The 18,867-nt window shown below is 61.4% G+C and carries 11 protein-coding genes and 5 tRNA genes; 7 read left to right on the forward strand and 9 right to left on the reverse strand.

The genetic code is table 11. From position 1 onward, the window contains the following. The first annotated feature begins 1 nt into the window (after window position 1). The 3 genes from AACG97_RS20345 to AACG97_RS20355 all read left to right on the forward strand — a co-directional run bounded on the left by AACG97_RS20345 (window position 2) and on the right by AACG97_RS20355 (window position 8,958). Window positions 2-5,107, forward strand: a complete 5,106-nt coding sequence (locus tag AACG97_RS20345; protein WP_197886101.1) for an RHS repeat domain-containing protein — start codon at window positions 2-4, stop codon at window positions 5,105-5,107. Between the two features lie 312 nt (window positions 5,108-5,419). Continuing rightward, entirely contained in the window at window positions 5,420-7,834 is a 2,415-nt protein-coding gene (locus AACG97_RS20350) for a fimbria/pilus outer membrane usher protein (protein WP_115294547.1), read from the forward strand. Window positions 7,835-7,878: 44 nt separating this feature from the next. Then, window positions 7,879-8,958, forward strand: a complete 1,080-nt coding sequence (locus AACG97_RS20355) for a fimbrial protein (protein WP_197886102.1) — start codon at window positions 7,879-7,881, stop codon at window positions 8,956-8,958. 97 nt (window positions 8,959-9,055) lie between these two features. Here the strand turns inward: AACG97_RS20355 and AACG97_RS20360 are convergent. The 5 genes from AACG97_RS20360 to AACG97_RS20380 form a co-directional block, all read right to left on the reverse strand. Continuing rightward, a tRNA-Gly gene (locus AACG97_RS20360) sits at window positions 9,056-9,131 on the reverse strand. 54 nt (window positions 9,132-9,185) lie between these two features. After that, window positions 9,186-9,261 (reverse strand) — tRNA-Gly (locus tag AACG97_RS20365). Between the two features lie 3 nt (window positions 9,262-9,264). Next, window positions 9,265-9,340: transfer RNA gene (locus tag AACG97_RS20370), tRNA-Glu, on the reverse strand. Window positions 9,341-9,431: 91 nt separating this feature from the next. Next, window positions 9,432-9,507, reverse strand: a tRNA-Gly gene (locus AACG97_RS20375). Window positions 9,508-9,511: 4 nt separating this feature from the next. After that, window positions 9,512-9,587, reverse strand: a tRNA-Glu gene (locus tag AACG97_RS20380). Between the two features lie 267 nt (window positions 9,588-9,854). Between AACG97_RS20380 and AACG97_RS20385 the strand changes: the two genes are divergently transcribed. Next, window positions 9,855-10,622: a hypothetical protein gene (locus AACG97_RS20385; RefSeq protein ID WP_009683625.1), complete on the forward strand. Its 768-nt coding sequence runs from the start codon at window positions 9,855-9,857 to the stop codon at window positions 10,620-10,622. 472 nt (window positions 10,623-11,094) lie between these two features. Here AACG97_RS20385 and AACG97_RS20390 read toward each other — a convergent pair whose 3' ends face one another. Continuing rightward, window positions 11,095-11,577 (reverse strand): GAF domain-containing protein, encoded by a 483-nt coding sequence (locus tag AACG97_RS20390; protein WP_047149784.1) that lies wholly within the window; start codon window positions 11,575-11,577, stop codon window positions 11,095-11,097. Beyond that, window positions 11,578-12,465 carry an ATP-binding protein gene (locus AACG97_RS20395; protein WP_029887959.1) on the reverse strand — a complete coding sequence of 296 codons (888 nt, stop codon included), beginning with the start codon at window positions 12,463-12,465 and terminating at the stop codon, window positions 11,578-11,580. It lies immediately after the preceding gene. Window positions 12,466-12,641: 176 nt separating this feature from the next. On the opposite strand from AACG97_RS20395, the gene AACG97_RS20400 reads away from it, so the two are divergent. Beyond that, window positions 12,642-14,999, forward strand: coding sequence for a hybrid sensor histidine kinase/response regulator (locus AACG97_RS20400; RefSeq protein WP_047149783.1), 2,358 nt, complete (start codon window positions 12,642-12,644; stop codon window positions 14,997-14,999). On the opposite strand, the gene AACG97_RS20405 is transcribed toward AACG97_RS20400, so the two are convergent. Both AACG97_RS20405 and msrB read right to left on the reverse strand, forming a co-directional pair. Then, window positions 14,989-15,477 carry a glutathione peroxidase gene (locus AACG97_RS20405; protein ID WP_009682840.1) on the reverse strand — a complete coding sequence of 163 codons (489 nt, stop codon included), beginning with the start codon at window positions 15,475-15,477 and terminating at the stop codon, window positions 14,989-14,991. The genes AACG97_RS20400 and AACG97_RS20405 overlap by 11 nt on opposite strands. A 13-nt stretch (window positions 15,478-15,490) precedes the next feature. Further along, entirely contained in the window at window positions 15,491-15,886 is a 396-nt protein-coding gene (gene msrB / locus AACG97_RS20410; protein ID WP_009682839.1) for a peptide-methionine (R)-S-oxide reductase MsrB, read from the reverse strand. Between the two features lie 167 nt (window positions 15,887-16,053). Here msrB and AACG97_RS20415 point away from each other — a divergent pair, with 167 nt between their 5' ends. Continuing rightward, the gene (locus AACG97_RS20415; protein ID WP_009682838.1) at window positions 16,054-17,265 is read left to right on the forward strand and encodes a pyridoxal phosphate-dependent aminotransferase; all 1,212 of its coding nucleotides are present in this window, start codon (window positions 16,054-16,056) and stop codon (window positions 17,263-17,265) included. A gap of 675 nt (window positions 17,266-17,940) precedes the next feature. After that, on the forward strand, window positions 17,941-18,828 hold the full coding sequence (gene htpX, locus AACG97_RS20420; RefSeq protein ID WP_047150248.1) for a protease HtpX: 888 nt from the start codon (window positions 17,941-17,943) through the stop codon (window positions 18,826-18,828). Window positions 18,829-18,867: the final 39 nt, after the last annotated feature.

Raw genomic sequence — 18,867 nt, forward strand, 5'->3', positions numbered from 1 at the left:
CATGGCTGACACTCCCGGGGTACACAGCAACGCCAGCAACTTCCAGAGTTTCGTGCAAAACAATGTCGACCAACGTACGGGCCAGTACAACCTGGCCATTGACTTGCCAGTGCCGGCCGGTAACGACCTGACCGGCCCTGGGCTGCCCTTGCGCCTGTCGTACAGCCCGTTCAGCAATGAAGACTCAGGTTTCGGCACCGGCTGGCGCCTGGCAATGACCCGCTACGAGCCCGCTACCCGCATGCTTACCCTGCACACGGGGGAAAGCTACAAGGTGACAGGTACCGGGGCGCAACCCACCATTCGCGAAAAGAAAATTCACAGCTTTCATTTTTACGATGACGGCACTGCCGCCGATGAAGACAAGGGCCCCTACCGCGTGGTCCACAAGTCCGGCCTGGTGGAAATACTGACCCTGCACGATAAGCTCAACCCCATCGCCCTGCCGAGTAAAGTCCGGGCGCCTTCCGGCCAGGGGTTAACGCTCCACTACATTCCCGAGAGCCGCCGACTGGCCAGGATCGTCGATGACAATGGCACGCTGCTGCTGGAGCTGCAGTACACCGATGGCGCGGTCACCGTTGATACGCATCCAGGTGCAGGGGCTAACGGCCTGCCGTTCCTGCGCTACAGGCTCGAGCTGAAAAACCGGGCTTTGGTGGAAGTCAAACTGCCAGCTGACATCGGCGGTAACTGGCGCTTCGGCTATACCCGCGCCCATGGCCTGACCTGCCTTGCGAAAGTATCCACCCCCATGGGGGCTGTAGAAGAAATTCGCTACGGCGAGAACGGCGACCCGGGCCACGTACTGCCAAATACACAGCCGCAAAGAGTCTTGCCACGGGTAACCAGCCACGAAGTGAAGCCCCGCGCCGATCAGCCAACGCTGAAAACGACCTACACCTACAAGCACTTCGATGAGGACAACAACGTCGAGGTGGAGCACAGTTATGTAGGTAGCAACAGCAATGTCAGTTGGCGTGACGACGGCGAGGACAACCTGTACCGGGCAAGTGCTAACTACCGCTACAGCGTCACCGCCCATTACTGGAAAGCGGGCAAGGTCGCCCGCACACAGACCCAGACGTTCAACCGCTATCACCTGCTGACCCGGCAAATATTGGAAGAAGACGGCCATATCGAAGAAACCGAAACCGAGTTCCACGAACGCGCCGGCGTCAGTTTCGACGATCAACCACGCTACTTCCAGCTGCCCAAGACCGTCACCAAACGCTATAAATTACGTGCTGACGCCAGCAAGCTTCGCCTGGAAACCGCGACTACCCTGTATGACGATTATGGCAACACCACTGAAGAGGTAGCCCCCACCGGCGTACGCACCACTTACGCGTACTACGACAAGGATGGCGAAAAACAGCACGGCGATGAAGGTGGCGATAACTGGGCCTGCCCGCCCGACCCCCAGGGTTTTGTGCGCAACCTCAAATGCAAGACCGTCTACCCCCTGCCAGGGTTGCCCGGCGGCGCCCCCATTTTCCGGAGCCGGTTGACCTACAAGGCCTACCCGGCGCTGTCCAGCCTGGGCCAAGCTAGCGAATGGCTTGCGCTTTGCGCAGAACAAACCGTGCAAGTATTCGATGTTCAACAGCCCGACGAGCGCGAAGTGCTACTGCTAAACGTGGAACGGGCTTACCTGAACATGCCAGACAATGCCTTCCTGCATGGTCGGCCGAGTTATCAGGTGACCACCCGTTACGGTGACGACAGCGCCAACCCAGTGCGCCGGGCCATCGAAAGCCGCACTTCACGTGTCGACTGGAGCTACTGCAAGGTCACCGACAAGGAGCACGGCCTGGAATACTGGACCGATGAAACCGTGTGCGGCTTTGACCTGGTGCAGAAAACGACCCGTTCAGCCGCATCTGGCCTGCATGGTCAAACGGTGTACGAAGAGGATGACACCGGCAACAGCATTCGCCGCATCTACGACCCGCTCGCACGCCTGAAGGAAGAAATTATTGCACCCGGCCAAGGCGAGGACGAGAGTAAGGTCATCCACCAGTACGGGCTGGTCAGCCATCCCGAGGAGGGCGCAGCCGGGCTGGCCTCGCAGTCGTCCACCGGCAGCACGGGCGTGAGCACCATCGTCACCTTCGATGGCTGCAGCCGGGTGGTGACCGAAGAGCGCGAAACGCAAGTTACGGATACCCCGCCAGGCGCTAGACCTTTGCGGCAACGTAAAATCGTTGCTCGGCGCACGTACGATGAACTTGGCCAACTAAGCGAAGAAACCACCTTTGACTATTACGACGACAAGACCCTGGAACTGACCTCCACCTTCGAATACGATGCCTGGAGCCAACTGTGCAAGACCACGCTGCCCAATGGCGCGACGCAACACAGTGAGTTTTCGCCGTTTGGTGAATCAGGCGACATCATTACCCGCTGGGTCGAGACAGCAGACAAACCGGGGGTTCGTCAACAGCAGCAGGTTACCGAAAGCAATAACTTCGACAAGCCGGCCTATCAATACCGGTTGGACGAAGCAGGCCAGATCGTTGGCCGCCAAGACTTCAGCTACGACGGCCTGGCGCGCTGCACCCGTGAAGAACACACCTTTAACCGAAACGGCAGGCCAGTCAGCCGAGTCAATCAGTACAGCTACGATTCTGAAGGCCGGGTAACCCGTAACGAGCGGCCCGACCAATCGGCTGTGCTCAGCCGTTTCGCGCTACACAGCGCTGCCCCGCTGGCCGAGCAACTGCTGGTCGAGCGACGCAAAGGCGCCCAACCCACCCTGGCCTGGCAGCGGGAGTACGATGGTCTCGAACGCCTGAAGACGCTGGCGGCCGGTTTGCAGCAAGAAGCCTACACCTACAAGGAAAACACCTCGCTGTTAGAAAGCCGCACCACGGCGCAGCGCACGTTCACCTACCACTATCGCCCCACCCGCTCAGCCCAGCCCAGCCAGATCGATGTGGGCACAGTGCCGAGCACAACGTTCGATTACGACAGCAAAACCTCAGCCATCAGTACAGCCAGCGATGCACAAGGCAAGCACAGCTATAGCTACACCGATCAAGGCTACCTGCTGAAAGCCCAATGGGAAGATCAGGATGCCAAGGGCTACCACTGCGACTACCGCCACTCGTTCCAAGGCTTGCCATTGGGCTACACCGAAAGTGACGGCGTTGCGGTAACCCACGCCTACAACGACCTGGGCCAACTGCTACAGACCCGTCAAGGTGACCTGGTTGCCTCCTTCGAGTACGACACGCTGGGGCGGCTCTGGAAAACTACAACGCAGGACTTGATCAACAAACAGAGGCTTGTGTGCGAGCAAACTTACGACCTTCTAGGCCGCGAGCACAAACGCGAACAAACCCTCACCCGGCAGGATGGCTCCACCCTCACCCTGCACATCGTACTGACGTGGCAGGAGGATGACCAACTAAGTAGCCGCGCACTTATCCGTAGTGGCGAACAACTGTTGCTGGAAACCTTCAACTACGATGCACTCGACCGGCTGGAGGAACACCGTTGCACTGGCACCGCCCTGCCGAAAAACGCGGCTGGGCGCGCTATCAAAAATCAGTTTTTCGTCTACGACGAGCTGAATAACCTCACAGAGTGCTACACCGATTTTGCCGACGGTGCAGCAGACGAAGCTTTCTATACCTACGACGGCTTCATCCTGACACGAGCGGAGCATTCCCTGCAGCCCGACTACCCGGCCAGCCAGGGGTTTGACTCCGATGCCGAAGGCAACCTGCTGAACGACGAGCAGGGTAACCGGCTGGTGTACGACGACCGTGGCCGCCTGAGCGAAGTCAAACGGGCGAGCGACGGGCAGCCTCTGTACCGCTACCGCTATGACGGCCACAACGACCTGATCGGCGTGCGCCAGGCGCAGGAGCCGGAAGTGTTGCGCCGCTACCAGGGCTACCGGTTGAGCAGCACACGCGAAGCAGACCTGCTGACCGAGTACCTGTACGCCGGCGAGCGCCCTTTGGGCTTGCAACGCCCGGCTCAAACCGCCGATAACCGGCTATTCGTAACCGACGCGGCCAACAGCGTGCTAGGTGAATGCAGCAGTGATGAACTGCACGACAACACGTATACCGCCTACGGCGATTCACCGGACAACGACCAGTTGGTGGGCTTGCTTGGCTTCAACGGTGAAGCCCGCGAACATGCGTTGGGCTGGTCACTGCTGGGGCGTGGCTACCGTGCCTACAACCCCGGGCTGATGCGCTTCCACAGCCCGGATCTCGCGGCGCCTGAGGTTGCAGGCATCAACCCGTATGTGTACTGCGGCGGCAACCCGGTCAACTGGCACGACCCGAGTGGCCATTACGGCATGCGACACAGCATGGAGCAGCCCTACATCCCACCCAAACCCGTGAAGCCCAAAGGCGACTGGCAATCCTGGCTTGGCGTGGCGCTGAGCGCTGTGTTTGCGGCGGTCAGCATCATGCTTCTGCCGCCGGTAGGCTGGACCCTGCGCTTCCTGCTCGGCTCAGTCAGCGCTGGCATCGACATTGCCGCCCTGGAGGAGAGTATGAGGGCACTGTTGACGGGGGACGAGAAGGCCTATAACTCATCGTTTTGGCTCGGATTTATTGGTGGGGTATTCACGATGGGGACGATTTGGGAAAGGCTCATGAAGCAGGGGGGGAGCAAGGCCGCCGTTCGCCGCACGCTGCCCGGCCCTGCACCGGACCCCAGTGAAGGAGATGTTTTCTTCAGGCTGCGTGTCCCTAGAAAAGCTCCATCACGACAGCTAAATCTCAAACGCAAAATATGGCTGCCAGGCAATCCAGACGCCTCCACTCAAACAATGGCTACTGGCGTGGGCTTCGACGTGGCGACTCAGACGACCAAAAAAGTAACTTTCGGTGATGTAGCCACATCCACCTTGCCACAAAGCTCGATCAGTAGCACGAGTTCCACTGCTTCAAGTTCTTCAATTGGCTCTTACCGCTTGGAAGAGCTTTTTGCCGAACCTGCTATTCCCGCTGTTACCCCGCCTGTATCTCCTACCACTTATAAACCCAGTGTCGGCTCCATGCTGGGCTATAGAAAAGAAGAGGGCTCCCTTAACTGGACACCTTCAGGTAGATCAACCTATATACCCTTTAACTAACAGCGAAGGGTGGCCGACTTACATCCCGGCCACCCTTACATACAATAAATTATAAAGCCGGGAATTATCTGTACCTCAAATCAGGATTTTCCTACATGAATCATTCATTCAGGACCGTAATGTGCCTCCTGATTTTTCTCCCAAAGAAGCCATTAAGTTCATTCTCTAACAGAGAAAAGGCCCTCACGCTACATACACCTACGGTGCCTGAGTATGCAACAACACACACAGTATCGGCAGTTGCCGATTCGCCTTGGTGCATCCCTATGTTTCTCCATGGCAGGTTACGGCCTTTTGTTTTTGCTTACGGAAATGGCCCTTGCAGAGGACCGCCCGCTGCAATTCAACCCCAACTTCATGCGCCAAGCCCCTGGGCAATCCAGCGACGCCAGCATAGCCGCCCTGAACACCCTGGCTGCTCAAGCCTCCCTGGCGCCCGGCCGCTATCAGGTTGAAGTGCTGGTCAACCTGGCCCCTGCGGGCAAGCATGAAATCGAGTTTCGTGAAGGCAGCGACGGCAAGGGCCTGGAGCCCTGCCTGAGCGCCAGCCTGCTGCGCGAGCTTGGCCTGCGTGAGCAGGCGCTGGCCGAGCCTTTGCCCACCGACGCGCGCTGTGTAGACCTAACTACGCTGGTGCCTGATGCCACCTACGACCTCAACCCTGGCCAGCTGCAACTGGCGTTGTCCATCCCGCAAGCGGCCCTGCGCCGCGATGTGGCCGGCAGCGTAGCACCTGAGCGCTGGGATGACGGCATCAATGCCGCCTTCGTCAGCTACCAGGCCTCTGCACAGCATTTCAGCGGCCGTACCGGCACCTCCAGCAGCCAGGACCTGTACCTCAATGGCGGTATCAACCTAGGCGGCTGGCGCCTGCGCAGCAGCCAGAGCTGGCGCGACGACGGCGAAGGCCAGGATTGGGTGCATTTCAACACCTATGCCCAGCACGACCTGCCCGGGCAGTGGGGTACGCTCACCCTGGGCGAAACATTCAGCAGTGGCGACGTGTTCCGCAGCCTGCCCATCAAAGGGGTACAGCTGGCCACCGACATGGGCATGCTGCCCGACGTGATGCAAAGCTACGCACCCGTCATTCGCGGCGTAGCCCAGACCCGGGCCAAGCTCGAAGTGCTGCAGAACGGCTACCCGATCTATTCCACTTACGTTGCCCCCGGCCCATACGAAATCAACGATCTGGGCATTGGTGGCAGCAGCGGCGACCTGGAAATCGTCCTCACCGAAGCCGACGGCCAGGTGCGCCGCTTCATCCAGCCTTATTCCACCCTCAGCAACCTGCTGCGCGAAGGCGTGTGGCGCTACAACCTGGTGGCCGGGCGCTATGACGGCGCCGACGGCATCGACAACCCCGCACTCTGGCAAGCCACCCTGGCCCGTGGCGGCCAGTGGGGCACCACCCTGTATGGTGGGCTACTGGGCAGCGAGTACTACGACGCTGCCAACCTTGGCATCGCCCGCGACTTTGGTACCTTTGGCGCAGTATCGCTGGACGTGACTCAGGCCCGTACCGATCTTGGCGAGCAAGGCGGCCAGGTACAGGGGCAGAGTTATTCAGTGCGCTATGGTAAAGCCTTCCAGACCGGCACCAGCCTGCGCTTTGCCGGTTACCGCTACTCCACAGAAGGCTATCGTGAGTTCGACGAAGCCGTGCAGCAGCGCAACGCCTCCAGCCGCTACCAGGGCAACCGCCGCAGCCGCCTGGAAAGCTCGATCTACCAGTCGTTCAACAACCGCAACTCGCTGAGCCTGACCTTGTCGCAGGACGATTACTGGCACACCAACCGCCAGCGACGCCAGTACCAGTTCCAGTTCAATACTCAGTATCGCCGGGTCAGCATCAACCTGTATGCCTCGCAGTCGTTGAGCGACGACAACGGCAGCGACCGCATCGTAGGCTTGGGGGTCACCATCCCGCTGGACTGGGGCACGTCAACGACTGCCAGTTTCGACGTGCAGGAAAGCAACGGCCACTTCAGCGAACGCGCCAGCTTGAACGGCGGCTCGCAGGACAACCGCCTGAGCTACCTGGCATCGCTGGCCAACGACGAACAGCAGCGCAAGACGGCGTCGGTATCGATGGGTTACCAGACGCAAAAGGTGAACGTAGGTGCCGGCTACACCGAAGCGGACGACTTCCGCAGTGTTTCGGTCAATGCCAGTGGCGCGGTGCTGGCACATGCCGGCGGCATCGTGCTGGGGCAATACCTGGGCGAGACCACGGCGTTGGTGCATGTACCCGATGTGCCCGGCGTAGGTGTCGACAATGTGCCTGGCGGCAGCACCGACAGCAGTGGCTACATTCTTGCCCCCCACATGCGCCCCTACAGGGTCAACCAAGTCACCTTGCAAACCGACCAGCTCGGCCCTGGTGTTGAAATCGAAAACGGCGTTACGCAGGTTGTGCCCCGCCGAGGGGCGGTCGCCCTGGCGGCATTCAAGGCGCAGCAGGTAAACCGCCTGATCCTGACCCTGCAGCATGCCGACGGCCGCCCGTTGCCCTTCGGCACCCAACTCAATGACAAGCAGGGCAAGCACCTGGCCGTAGTGGGCCAGGCGGGCCAGGCGCTGATTGCAACAGATGCCCAGGCGCAAACCCTGGAAGCGCGCTGGGGCGAGCGCGCCGGACAGCGCTGCTTGTTCAGCATCGACCCTGCAACCATGCCAGAAGAGCAAGGCTATCGCCTGCAGACTTTGCGCTGCCCCACTCCATGATCCAGCCCGTGCGCGCTGCCGCACGCTTGCAACAGGAACCGACCATGCCCCTTGTTTCGCGTTTGTTCATTGGCATCGCCGCTGCTGCGACGATGCTGACACTGCCAAGCCAGGCCCATGCCCTGGGATGCGAATGGCCAACGACCACAGGCCCGATGCAGTTCACGCACAACATCTCTGGCATGAGGTGGGTGGCCCGTGATGCCCCGGTGGGTAGCAAGATCTACTCCGCGACAAGCACCGGGATAGCAGGCCCCGGTTTTGCGTTGAACTGCGACAACGACGGGAGTTTGGCACTGACGGCGAACATGGGCACGCCACTCCCTGTAGCCCCGGGGACCTTCCCTCCCGTTGACGGGAAGGATGTGACGGGCAAAGTGCTGCAAACCAGTATCCCGGGTGTAGGTCTGTACCTGGAACTGGGCGGTTTCCTCAACGGCACGGCCAGCAATACGTTCCAGGCAAACGACGGAGGTATTGGCGCTGTTCCTTATGTGGGTGAAAACCAGAGAAATATGGCACCTACACCGCTGGTGATGAGGAATCTCATCATCAAGTACATGGCCTTGATCAAGACAGGCCCCATCCCGGCTGGCATCAGCTCATTCAGTCAGGAAGTCGTCAGGGGCGTGGTCAGTGATGTCGGGGATGCCGTAAGGCTTACATTGGGCGGGCAAGTCCAGCTGGCCCAGTGCACGGTCAAGGCTGACGCGGTCAGCGCCAATCCGGTACAACTCGGTACTCACGACATCGCCGACTTCACAGGCCAGGGCAGCTCAACCAACCCAGTGGATTTCTTCATCACACTCAGCGACTGCGAGGACGACCCGGCCGGCAGCGTTGCCCGCGCGTTCATGCGCCTGGACGGCGTAGACGGTTCAGTGCCGGTGGACCGGGACCTGGGCCTGTTCACCCTGACCACCGACTCGACCGCCGCTGGCATTGGCATTCAAGTACTGCGTAGTGACAACACGCCAGTTAAGCTGGAAGAGTACGTGGATATGGTGGGCCTTACCCCCGGCATCACGCGCCTGGACCTTCGCGCCCGGTATTACCAGACCGCAGCAACGGTTACCCCAGGCGAGGCCAAGGGCGCATTGAACTTCACCATCGAATATCGCTAGCCGGCCCTGCCATGGCTTGATCGCCATGGCCAGGGTTTTGATCAGGTAAAAAAAAACGCACCAAAGGAACGTTAAAATTCCTTGGTGCGTTTCATATTGGAGCGGGAAACGAGACTCGAACTCGCGACCCCGACCTTGGCAAGGTCGTGCTCTACCAACTGAGCTATTCCCGCGTTTGATACTTTTACAACCTACTACACCGTCATGAACGCCATAGTTTTGGAAACTGGAGCGGGAAACGAGACTCGAACTCGCGACCCCGACCTTGGCAAGGTCGTGCTCTACCAACTGAGCTATTCCCGCAAATGGCGTCCCCTAGGGGACTCGAACCCCTGTTACCGCCGTGAAAGGGCGGTGTCCTAGGCCACTAGACGAAGGGGACACACGACACTTTTCAGTGCACCAGAACATGAACCTCACGATTCAGCCTGGATTTTCTTTTCCTGCCCCGCCATCAGCGTTGCCGGAGAAACTGGAGCGGGAAACGAGACTCGAACTCGCGACCCCGACCTTGGCAAGGTCGTGCTCTACCAACTGAGCTATTCCCGCAATTTGGCGTCCCCTAGGGGACTCGAACCCCTGTTACCGCCGTGAAAGGGCGGTGTCCTAGGCCACTAGACGAAGGGGACACGCTGCTGGCATCGCTGCCTGCTTTCACTCCCTGCCGCGTTTCACTGTGTGCTTTACGCTGCAAGTGGCGCGCATTCTATGGATGCTTGATACAGGCGTCAACCCCTTTGTAGAAATTTATTTAAATCAATGACTTCCGGGTGGGTCGGGGTGCAGATGCGGGCTGGCTTGTCGATATAGAGAACGGGTTTGCCTGTGCCGCTATTCGCTCCGAGGCAAACTCACTACACTCAACGCTGTAATTCTTCTTCAATGAGGCATTAACGGTGACACCACTTCTGATCACCCTGCTCATCGTAGCGGGTATCGCGTTGCTGATCGTGATCGGCTACCTCAACAATGTGGTCGAGAACGGCAAGCTGGAGCGCGCCCGCCTGAAGATCGAACTGGCCGACCGCCTGCGCCGCTGCGGCGAAATCACCGAGACCTTCCCAGGCCAGTTCATGACCCCGGCGCTGAAGCTGCTGCTGACCCGCCTGGAGCTCAACCTCAACCAGCGCCAGCTGGCGGTGGACAAGCACAATGCCCAGTTGAAGGCACGCATGGCCGAACTGGAAGGGCTGATCGCCCTGGGTGAAAAGATCCCGGTGAACAACCCGCCCAACCCGATCCAGACCGAGGTCAAGGCCAAGGATGTGCGCTTCTTGCTGGAAGCACTGCACAACCAGGTGACCCGGGCCGCGCATGAGGGCTTCCTGCCTGCGCCGGAGGCCAAGCACTGGGTCAAGGAGATCCGCCACATTCTGGTGCTGCTGCATATCGAGTTCTTCAACAACCTCGGCCAGCAGGCCCTGCAGAAAGGCCAGCCAGGCCAAGCCCGCCTGGCATTCGAACGGGGGGTGCAGTACCTGCGCAAGCAGCCGGAGCCGAAGGTGTATGAAGAGCAGCTGACGTACCTGGAGAAACTGCTGGGCCGGGCCAACGCCCAGGTGCTGGACCAGATGGAACCGGCCGAGGACGAACACAACGAACTGACCCAGGGCCTCAAGACCGATGAGGACGAGACCTGGAAGAAGAAGGTGATGTACGACTGATCCGGAATTTGTTGTGGATTTGATGGCCCTATCGCCGGCAAGCCAGCTCCCACAGGGATCGCATCAGGGCTGACAGGTGTTTGCCACAACGTATGCAGCGCCTGTTAGAGCGAGCGCCGCCCGCGCGGCGCATCGCGAGCTGCGCTCGCTCCTACGTTTGTTTCGGGCCAATTATTCCTGTGGGATTCGCGCGCGAACGCCTTGGTGCATGCCTCAATATCGCGCCGTACAAACAAGGCGGCCGCGCGCGCCTGTCACAGGCGTTACTGGCCCGAAACAAACGTAGGAGCGAGCGCAGCTCGCGATTGCGCCGCGCGGGCGGCGCCCGATCTCACAGGCGCTGAAGATGCTCCGGCTACCCTTGCCAGGAACCATAGAATCTCCCACAGGTTACTGCACAGGTCTTCGAGCCTGCGGTTACCTTGTGGGAGCTGGCTTGCCGGCGATAGGGCCAGCCCGGGCAACACGACAATCAGCAGTCAGTCAGCTCCAGGAAGATCGCCGCCAGGCGCTCCAGCCCCACCTGGTCCGCCTCGCTGAATCGCGCCAGCTTCGGGCTGTCCAGGTCCAGCACACCAATCAGCCTGCCCTCCTTCACCAGCGGTATCACCAGCTCGCTGTTCGACGCACTGTCGCAGGCAATGTGCCCCGGGAACGCATGCACGTCCTCGACCCGCTGGGTCTTGCCGGTGGCAGCCGCCGCGCCGCACACGCCTTTGCCGAACGGAATGCGCACGCACGCCACCTGGCCCTGGAACGGGCCCAGCACCAGTTGCCCGTTACGGTTGAGGTAGAAGCCCGCCCAGTTCAGGTCGCCTACCTGGTGGTAGAGAAATGCCGAAAACTGCGCGGCATTGGCGATGAAATCACGTTCGTCGGCAAACAGCGCCTGCACTTGCGCCGCCAGCAGGTGGTAGCCGTCGAGGCCGACGCCACTGGCATTGAGGTCGATCATTTACTTTTGCTCCAGCAATTGCAGCCCGACCCAGTAGCGAGCGAACTGATAGGCACAACGGCCATTACGGTTACCGCGGCCGGTAGCCCAGCGCACGGCGAGAATTTCCAGCGCTTCGTCACGCTGCCAGGCCAGCCCGGCCGGGGCCGCCAGCTGGCCGATCCAGTGCTCGACCACGTCAAGGAAGTGCGCCTGGGTGAACGGGTAGAACGACAGCCACAGGCCAAAGCGGTCGGACAGCGCGATCTTGTCCTCCACCGCTTCACTGGGGTGCAGCTCGCCGTCGACCCTTTTCCAGTTTTCGTTGTCGCTCTCCTTTTCCGGCACCAGGTGGCGGCGGTTGGAAGTGGCGTACAGCAGGACATTGTCCGGTGCCTGCTCCAGCGAGCCATCGAGCACGCTCTTGAGCACACGGTAGTCGCCCTCACCGGCCTCGAACGACAAGTCGTCGCAGAACAGGATGAAACGCTGCGGCAGCTTCTGCAGTTGCTCGACCACGCGCGGCAGGTCGGCCAGGTGGTCGCGTTCGATTTCGATCAGGCGCAAACCGGCGCTGGCGTGCTCGGCCAGCAGCGCACGCACCAGCGACGACTTGCCGGTGCCGCGCGAACCCCACAGCAAGGCGTGGTTGGCGGGCATGCCCTTGATGAACTGGTGGGTGTTGCGGCCCAGCTGGTCACGCTGTTTGTCGACGCCAATCAGGTCGGTCAGGCGGATGTCCAGGCTGACTTCCAGCGGCAGCAGGTAGCCGCTGCGGCCATCGCGCTGCCAGCGGGCAGCCAGGGTGGTGGCCCAGTCGATGTGCGGGCGCGGGGCCGGCAGCAGGGGTTCGAGGCGCGCCAGTACCGATTCGGCGCGGTCCAGGAAAGCGATCAAGCGAGCGTCCATGACGACTCCTAGCAATTTCAGTTTTTTGGGGCCGCTGCGCGCCCCTTCGCGGGCTTGCCCGCTCCTACAGGGATTGTGTTAGGCCTGGGGGCCCGCGAAGGGGCGCAAAGCGGCCCCCGCTTGGCGATCAACTGAAATGAACAGACAGACCCACCAGCAGCCGGGGATGATCGGCTATGCTTGCGCAGCGCAAGGAATGGGAAACCAGCTCGGAACTCATGGATATCAAGTTCACCAATCGCCTGTCATACAAGCAAGCCCGGTTGACAGTCCTGGTCGGCTTCATCCTGGGAACATTGCTCAGTCTCATCCAGATCGGCATCGATTATGCCAGCGTAGACGCATCCATCAACCGTGAAGTGCGGGCCTTGCTGCAAATCAGCCACAACCCGGCCTCGCGTATCGCCTACAACATCGACTCGGAACTGGCCCTGGAACTGACCCGCGGCCTGCTGCAGTCGCCGGCGGTGATCCGCGCACGGCTGATCGACAACAACCAGACGGTCCTGGCCGATGTCGAGCGCCCACGCCTGCAAGACCGTCTGCGGCCGCTGAGCGACTTCCTGTTCGGCGAACAGCGCCAGTTGAGCGAAAGCCTGTACCTTACCCATATGCCCGAGGAATACCTTGGCACCCTGTACCTGGACGTCGACACCTTCGCCTTCGGCAGCCGCTTTCTCGACCGTGCCGGCATCACCCTGCTCAACGGTTTTGCCCGCAGCCTGGTGCTGACAGGCCTGCTGCTGGCACTGTTCTACCTGATGCTGACCAAGCCACTGGTCACCGTTATCAGTGCGCTCAGCGGCAGCGACCCGCGCAAACCCCGGCAAACCCGCCTGGAATGCCCGCACGGCCACGAACTTGATGAAATCGGCGTGCTGGTGAAAGTGGCCAACCAGCAGTTCGTCAGCATGGCCACCGAAATCGAGCAGCGGCGCACCGCGGAAAACCGCCTGACCCAGTACCTCAACGAGCTGGAAGACATCGTCTCGGCACGCACCAACGAGCTGAAGGCCAGCAACAGCAGCCTGAGCCTGACCAACCAGGAGCTGGAACAGGCCCGCCGGCGGGCGCTGGACATGGCCCAGGCCCGCGCCGCCTTCCTTGCCAACATGAGCCACGAAATCCGCACCCCGCTCAACGGCATGCTCGGCATGATCGCCCTGGCGCTGGATAACCCGTTGCCCAGCGAGCAACGCCAGCAGCTGGCGATTGCCCACGACTCGGGCAAGGTACTGGTCGAACTGCTGAACGATATTCTCGACCTGTCCAAGTTCGACGCCGGCCAGCTGGAACTGGAGCGCATTGCCTTCGACATGGGCTCGATGGTCGAAGACACCGCCAACCTGCTGTCGCAGAACACCGCACAGAGCGTGGAGCTGACCTGCCTGATCGCCGGCGACTTCCCCAGCAGCGTGTTGGGCGACCCCACGCGGGTGCGGCAGATCGTCAGCAACCTGCTGTCCAATGCCTTGAAGTTCACCCGCTTCGGCCGCGTCGATATGCGCCTTGAGCGCATTGCCGGCGGCGTGCGCCTGCAAGTGCGTGACACGGGCATCGGCATCCCTGAAGAGGCCCAGGTGCGCATCTTCCAGCCCTTCACCCAGGCCGGCGCCGGCATCACCCGCCAGTACGGCGGCACCGGCCTTGGCCTGGCCCTGACCCGCAACCTGTGCAAAGCCATGCAGGGGCACCTGCAGATAAGCTCCGAAGCGGGCTTTGGCAGTTGCTTCACCGCCGAGCTGCCGCTGGCTGCGCACACTGAAGCCATCCCGCCACAGCCCCTGCAAGGCCGCGTGGCCGCCCTCAGTGCGGCGGGCAGCGGGCTGCACGAGCTCCTGCAGCGCGTGTTGCCCGCCTGGGGCTTGAGCTACCAGCGGCACGACAGCCGCATGGCCCTGCAGGCCACCGCGTTCGACCTGTTGATAACCGATGACGTGGACCATCTATTCGAACTGCGCCCGGCCCTGCAAGCGCCGATCCTGCTGGTTACCGCCTACGGCAACTTCCTTTCCCAAGAGCAGTCGCTGGCTTTGGCACCGCTGCACCAGCTGGCCCGCCCGCTGGCGCGCAACGCCTTGTACCAGACGCTGCGCCGAACCTTGCAAGGCCATGAGCCGGAACACCCGCTGGCCACGCCGCCCGTGACCCAGGGCGAAGGCCGCGCGCGCATCTTGTTGGTAGAAGACAACCCGGTGAACCAGCTGGTGGCCAAGGGGATGCTGGCCAAGCTCGGTTGCCAGGTCGAACTGGCAACCCAGGGCGCCGAGGCCCTGGCGGCGCTGGAACGGCAACCCTTCGACCTGGTGCTGATGGACTGCAACATGCCGGTGATGGACGGCTACGAGGCCAGCCGGCGCATTCGCCAGAGCGGCCGCTGGCCGCACCTGCCCATCGTCGCCCTCACCGCCAACGCCATGCCCGAAGAGCGCGAGCGCTGCCGGGCCGCGGGCATGAACGACTACCTGGCCAAACCGTTCCGCCGCGAAGAGCTGCTGGCGCTGGTCGACCACTGGGTGCCGCTCAGCGGCTGAGCAGGCGCTCGATGTCCGCTTCCAGTGCCTGCGGCTTGGTGAAAGGCGCATAACGCGTGACCTGGCCACTGGCCGGGTCGAGCAGGAACTTGGTGAAGTTCCACTTGACCTTCTGCGAGCCAAGCAAGCCTGGGGCACGCTGCTTCAGTTCGACATACAACGGGTGGGTGCCGGGGCCGTTGACGTCCACCTTGCGGAACAGCGGGAAGCTCACGCCGAAATTGCGTTCGCAGAACTGCGCAATTTCCCGCGCCTCGCCCGGCTCCTGCTGGCCGAACTGGTTGCACGGAAAGCCCAGCACTACCAGGCCACGCCCGCGGTAGGCCTGCCACAGTTGCTCCAGCCCCTTGTACTGGGGGGTAAAGCCGCACTGGCTGGCGGTATTGACCACCAGCAACGCCTTGCCGGGGTAGTCGCCGAGGGTCTTGTGCTCGCCGCCCAGGGTCACGCAGGGAATGTCCAGTATCGATCCAGCCATGGTCGGGCTCCGGTCAGTCGCGCGGGCGCAAGTCGATGCACACCGAGTTGATGCAGTAGCGCAGGCCAGTCGGTGGCGGGCCGTCGGGGAACACGTGGCCCAGGTGCGCATCGCAGCGGGCACAGGTGACTTCGGTACGGATCATGCCATGGGAGGTGTCGCGGATCTCGATCATCGCGCTGTCTTCGATCGGCGCGTAGAAGCTCGGCCAGCCACAGCCGGAATCGAACTTGGTCTGGGCGTCGAACAACGGCAGGCTGCAGCAGATGCAATGGTAAATGCCGTCGCGGCGCTCGCTGTTGTACTTGCCGCTGAACGGCCGTTCGGTGCCCTTCAGGCGGCAAACCTGGTACTGCTCGGGGTCGAGCATCGACCGCCATTCTTCCAGGGTTTTCTCGATCTTTTTCATGCAGGAACCTCGGCAGGCTGAAATTCACCCCACGCCGTCTTTTCCAGGGCGCGGGCGGCACGTATATTAGGTGGCTTCGTGTGCCAGGCGTTCAGTCTGTCACCCGCTTCCTGCCCTTTCAAACCTTTCGGCGGGGCGTAGCGCGTATTCTCAATCGGGATCCCATCATGCAGTTCAGCAAATCGAACAAGCTCGCCAATGTCTGCTATGACATTCGCGGCCCAGTGCTCAAGCACGCCAAGCGCCTGGAAGAGGAAGGCCACCGCATCCTCAAGCTGAACATCGGCAACCCAGCGCCCTTCGGCTTCGAGGCGCCCGACGAAATTCTCCAGGATGTGATCCGCAACCTGCCCACCGCGCAGGGCTACAGCGACTCCAAGGGCCTGTTCAGTGCACGCAAGGCGGTGATGCAGTACTGCCAGCAGAAAGAGATCGAAGGCGTCACCATCGAGGACATCTACCTCGGCAACGGTGTCTCCGAGCTGATCGTGATGTCGATGCAGGCGTTGCTCAACAACGGTGACGAGGTGCTGATCCCGGCGCCCGATTACCCACTGTGGACCGCTGCCGTGAGCCTGGCCGGCGGCAAGCCGGTGCACTACCTGTGCGACGAGCAGGCCGACTGGTTCCCCGACCTGGAGGACATCAAGGCCAAGATCACCCCGAACACCAAGGCCCTGGTGATCATCAACCCGAACAACCCGACGGGCGCGGTGTATTCCAGGGAGTTGCTGCTGGGCATGCTGGCGCTGGCCCGCCAGCACAACCTGGTGGTGTTCTCCGACGAGATCTACGACAAGATCCTGTACGACGAAGCCGTGCACATCAGCACCGCCTCGCTGGCGCCAGACCTGCTGTGCCTGACCTTCAACGGCCTGTCCAAGTCGTACCGGGTGGCGGGCTTCCGCTCTGGCTGGCTGATCATTTCCGGGCCCAAGCACCATGCGCAAAGCTACATCGAAGGCATCGACATGCTGGCCAACATGCGCCTGTGTGCCAACGTGCCGGCGCAGCATGCCATCCAGACTGCGCTGGGTGGTTACCAGAGCATCAATGACCTGGTGCTGCCACCCGGGCGCCTGCTGGAGCAGCGCAACCGCACCTATGAACTACTGAATGACATCCCTGGGGTAAGCTGCGTGAAGCCGATGGGTGCGCTGTATGCGTTCCCGCGGATCGACCCGAAGGTGTGCCCGATCCTCAATGACGAGAAGTTCGCCCTTGACCTGCTGCTGTCGGAGAAGCTGCTGATCGTTCAGGGTACCGCGTTCAACTGGCCGTGGCCGGACCACTTCCGCGTGGTGACCTTGCCGCGGGTCGATGACCTGGAAGCGGCGATTGGCCGGATCGGCAATTTCCTGCGCACTTACTCGCAGTAAGTAACGGCCTCATCGCCGGCAAGCCAGCTCCCACAGGGATCGCCTTAGGGCTGACAGGTGTTTGCCACAAGGTATGGCAGCGCCTGTTAGAGCGAGCGCCGCCCGCGCGGCGCAATCGCGAGCTGCGCTCGCTCCTACGTTTGTTTCGGGCCAATTATTCCTGTGGGATTTGCGCGCGAACGTCTTGGTGCATGCCTCAAAATCGCGCCGTACAAACAAGGCGGCCGCGCGCGCCTGTCACAGGCGTTACTGGCCCGAAACAAACGTAGGAGCGAGCGCAGCTCGCGATTGCGCCGCGCGGGCGGCGCTCGATCTCACAGGCGCTGAAGATGCTCCGGCTACCCTTGCCAGGAACCATAGAATCTCCCACAGGATCACCACAGGCCTGAGGATTGAGGAGTGCTTATGGGAGCCAGCCACAGGGTTATCACAGGCCTGAATTTTGTGAGGTCCCTGTGGGAGCTGGCTTGCCGGCGATGGGCTGCAAAGCAGCCCGGTTATCTGCGCCACCTGTTTCTTACATCCTGCAACGCTCTATCCCACTGCCCACGCGTCATCCTCTGCCATACTCCGCCGTACACAGTTTGAAATAGTCCCCCGATTGAAACGGCACCCCAGGCCCCTTATATACCCCGCAGTAAGCGACAATTCATCCGTCAGGAGAACGTAACAACCATGATGCGCATTCTGTTGTTTGTAGCCACCAACCTCGCGGTGGTGCTGGTTGCAAGCATTACCCTGAGCCTGTTCGGTTTCAACGGGTTCATGGCCGCCAACGGGGTCGACCTGAACCTCAGCAGCCTGCTGGTGTTCTGCGCCGTGTTCGGCTTCGCCGGCTCCCTCGTCTCGCTGTTCATCTCCAAGTGGATGGCGAAGATGACCACCGGCACCCAGATCATCACCCAGCCGCGCACCCGCCACGAGCAGTGGCTGTTGCAAACGGTCGAGGAGCTGTCCCGGGAAGCGGGCATCAAAATGCCTGAAGTGGGCATTTTCCCGGCCTACGAGGCAAACGCCTTCGCCACCGGCTGGAACCGTAACGACGCACTGGTAGCGGTGTCCCAGGGCTTGCTGGAGCGTTTCTCGCCCGACGAAGTGCGTGCGGTACTGGCCCACGAAATCGGCCACGTGGCCAACGGCGACATGGTTACCCTGGCGCTGGTTCAAGGCGTGGTGAACACCTTCGTGATGTTCTTCGCCCGGATCATCGGTAATTTCGTCGACAAGGTCATCTTCAAGAACGAAGAAGGCCAGGGCATCGCCTACTACGTGGCAACCATCGTTGCCGAGTTGGTATTGGGCATCCTGGCCAGCATGATCGTCATGTGGTTCTCGCGCCGCCGCGAATACCGCGCCGACGAAGCCGGTGCACAACTGGCCGGCACTTCGGCGATGATCGGCGCTCTGCAGCGCCTGCGGGTGGAACAAGGCCTGCCGGTGCACATGCCGGACACGCTCAAGGCCTTCGGCATCAACGGCGGCCTCAAGCATGGCCTGGCCGGCTTGCTGATGAGCCACCCGCCGCTGGAAGACCGTATCGAGGCCCTGCGCCGTCGCGGTTGATCCAACAGGCAAGCAAGGGCGACTTCGGTCGCCCTTTTT

It is taken from the genome of Pseudomonas sp. Nvir (genome assembly GCF_963778085.1).
In the GTDB taxonomy this organism is placed as follows: Bacteria; Pseudomonadota; Gammaproteobacteria; order Pseudomonadales; family Pseudomonadaceae; genus Aquipseudomonas; species Aquipseudomonas juntendi.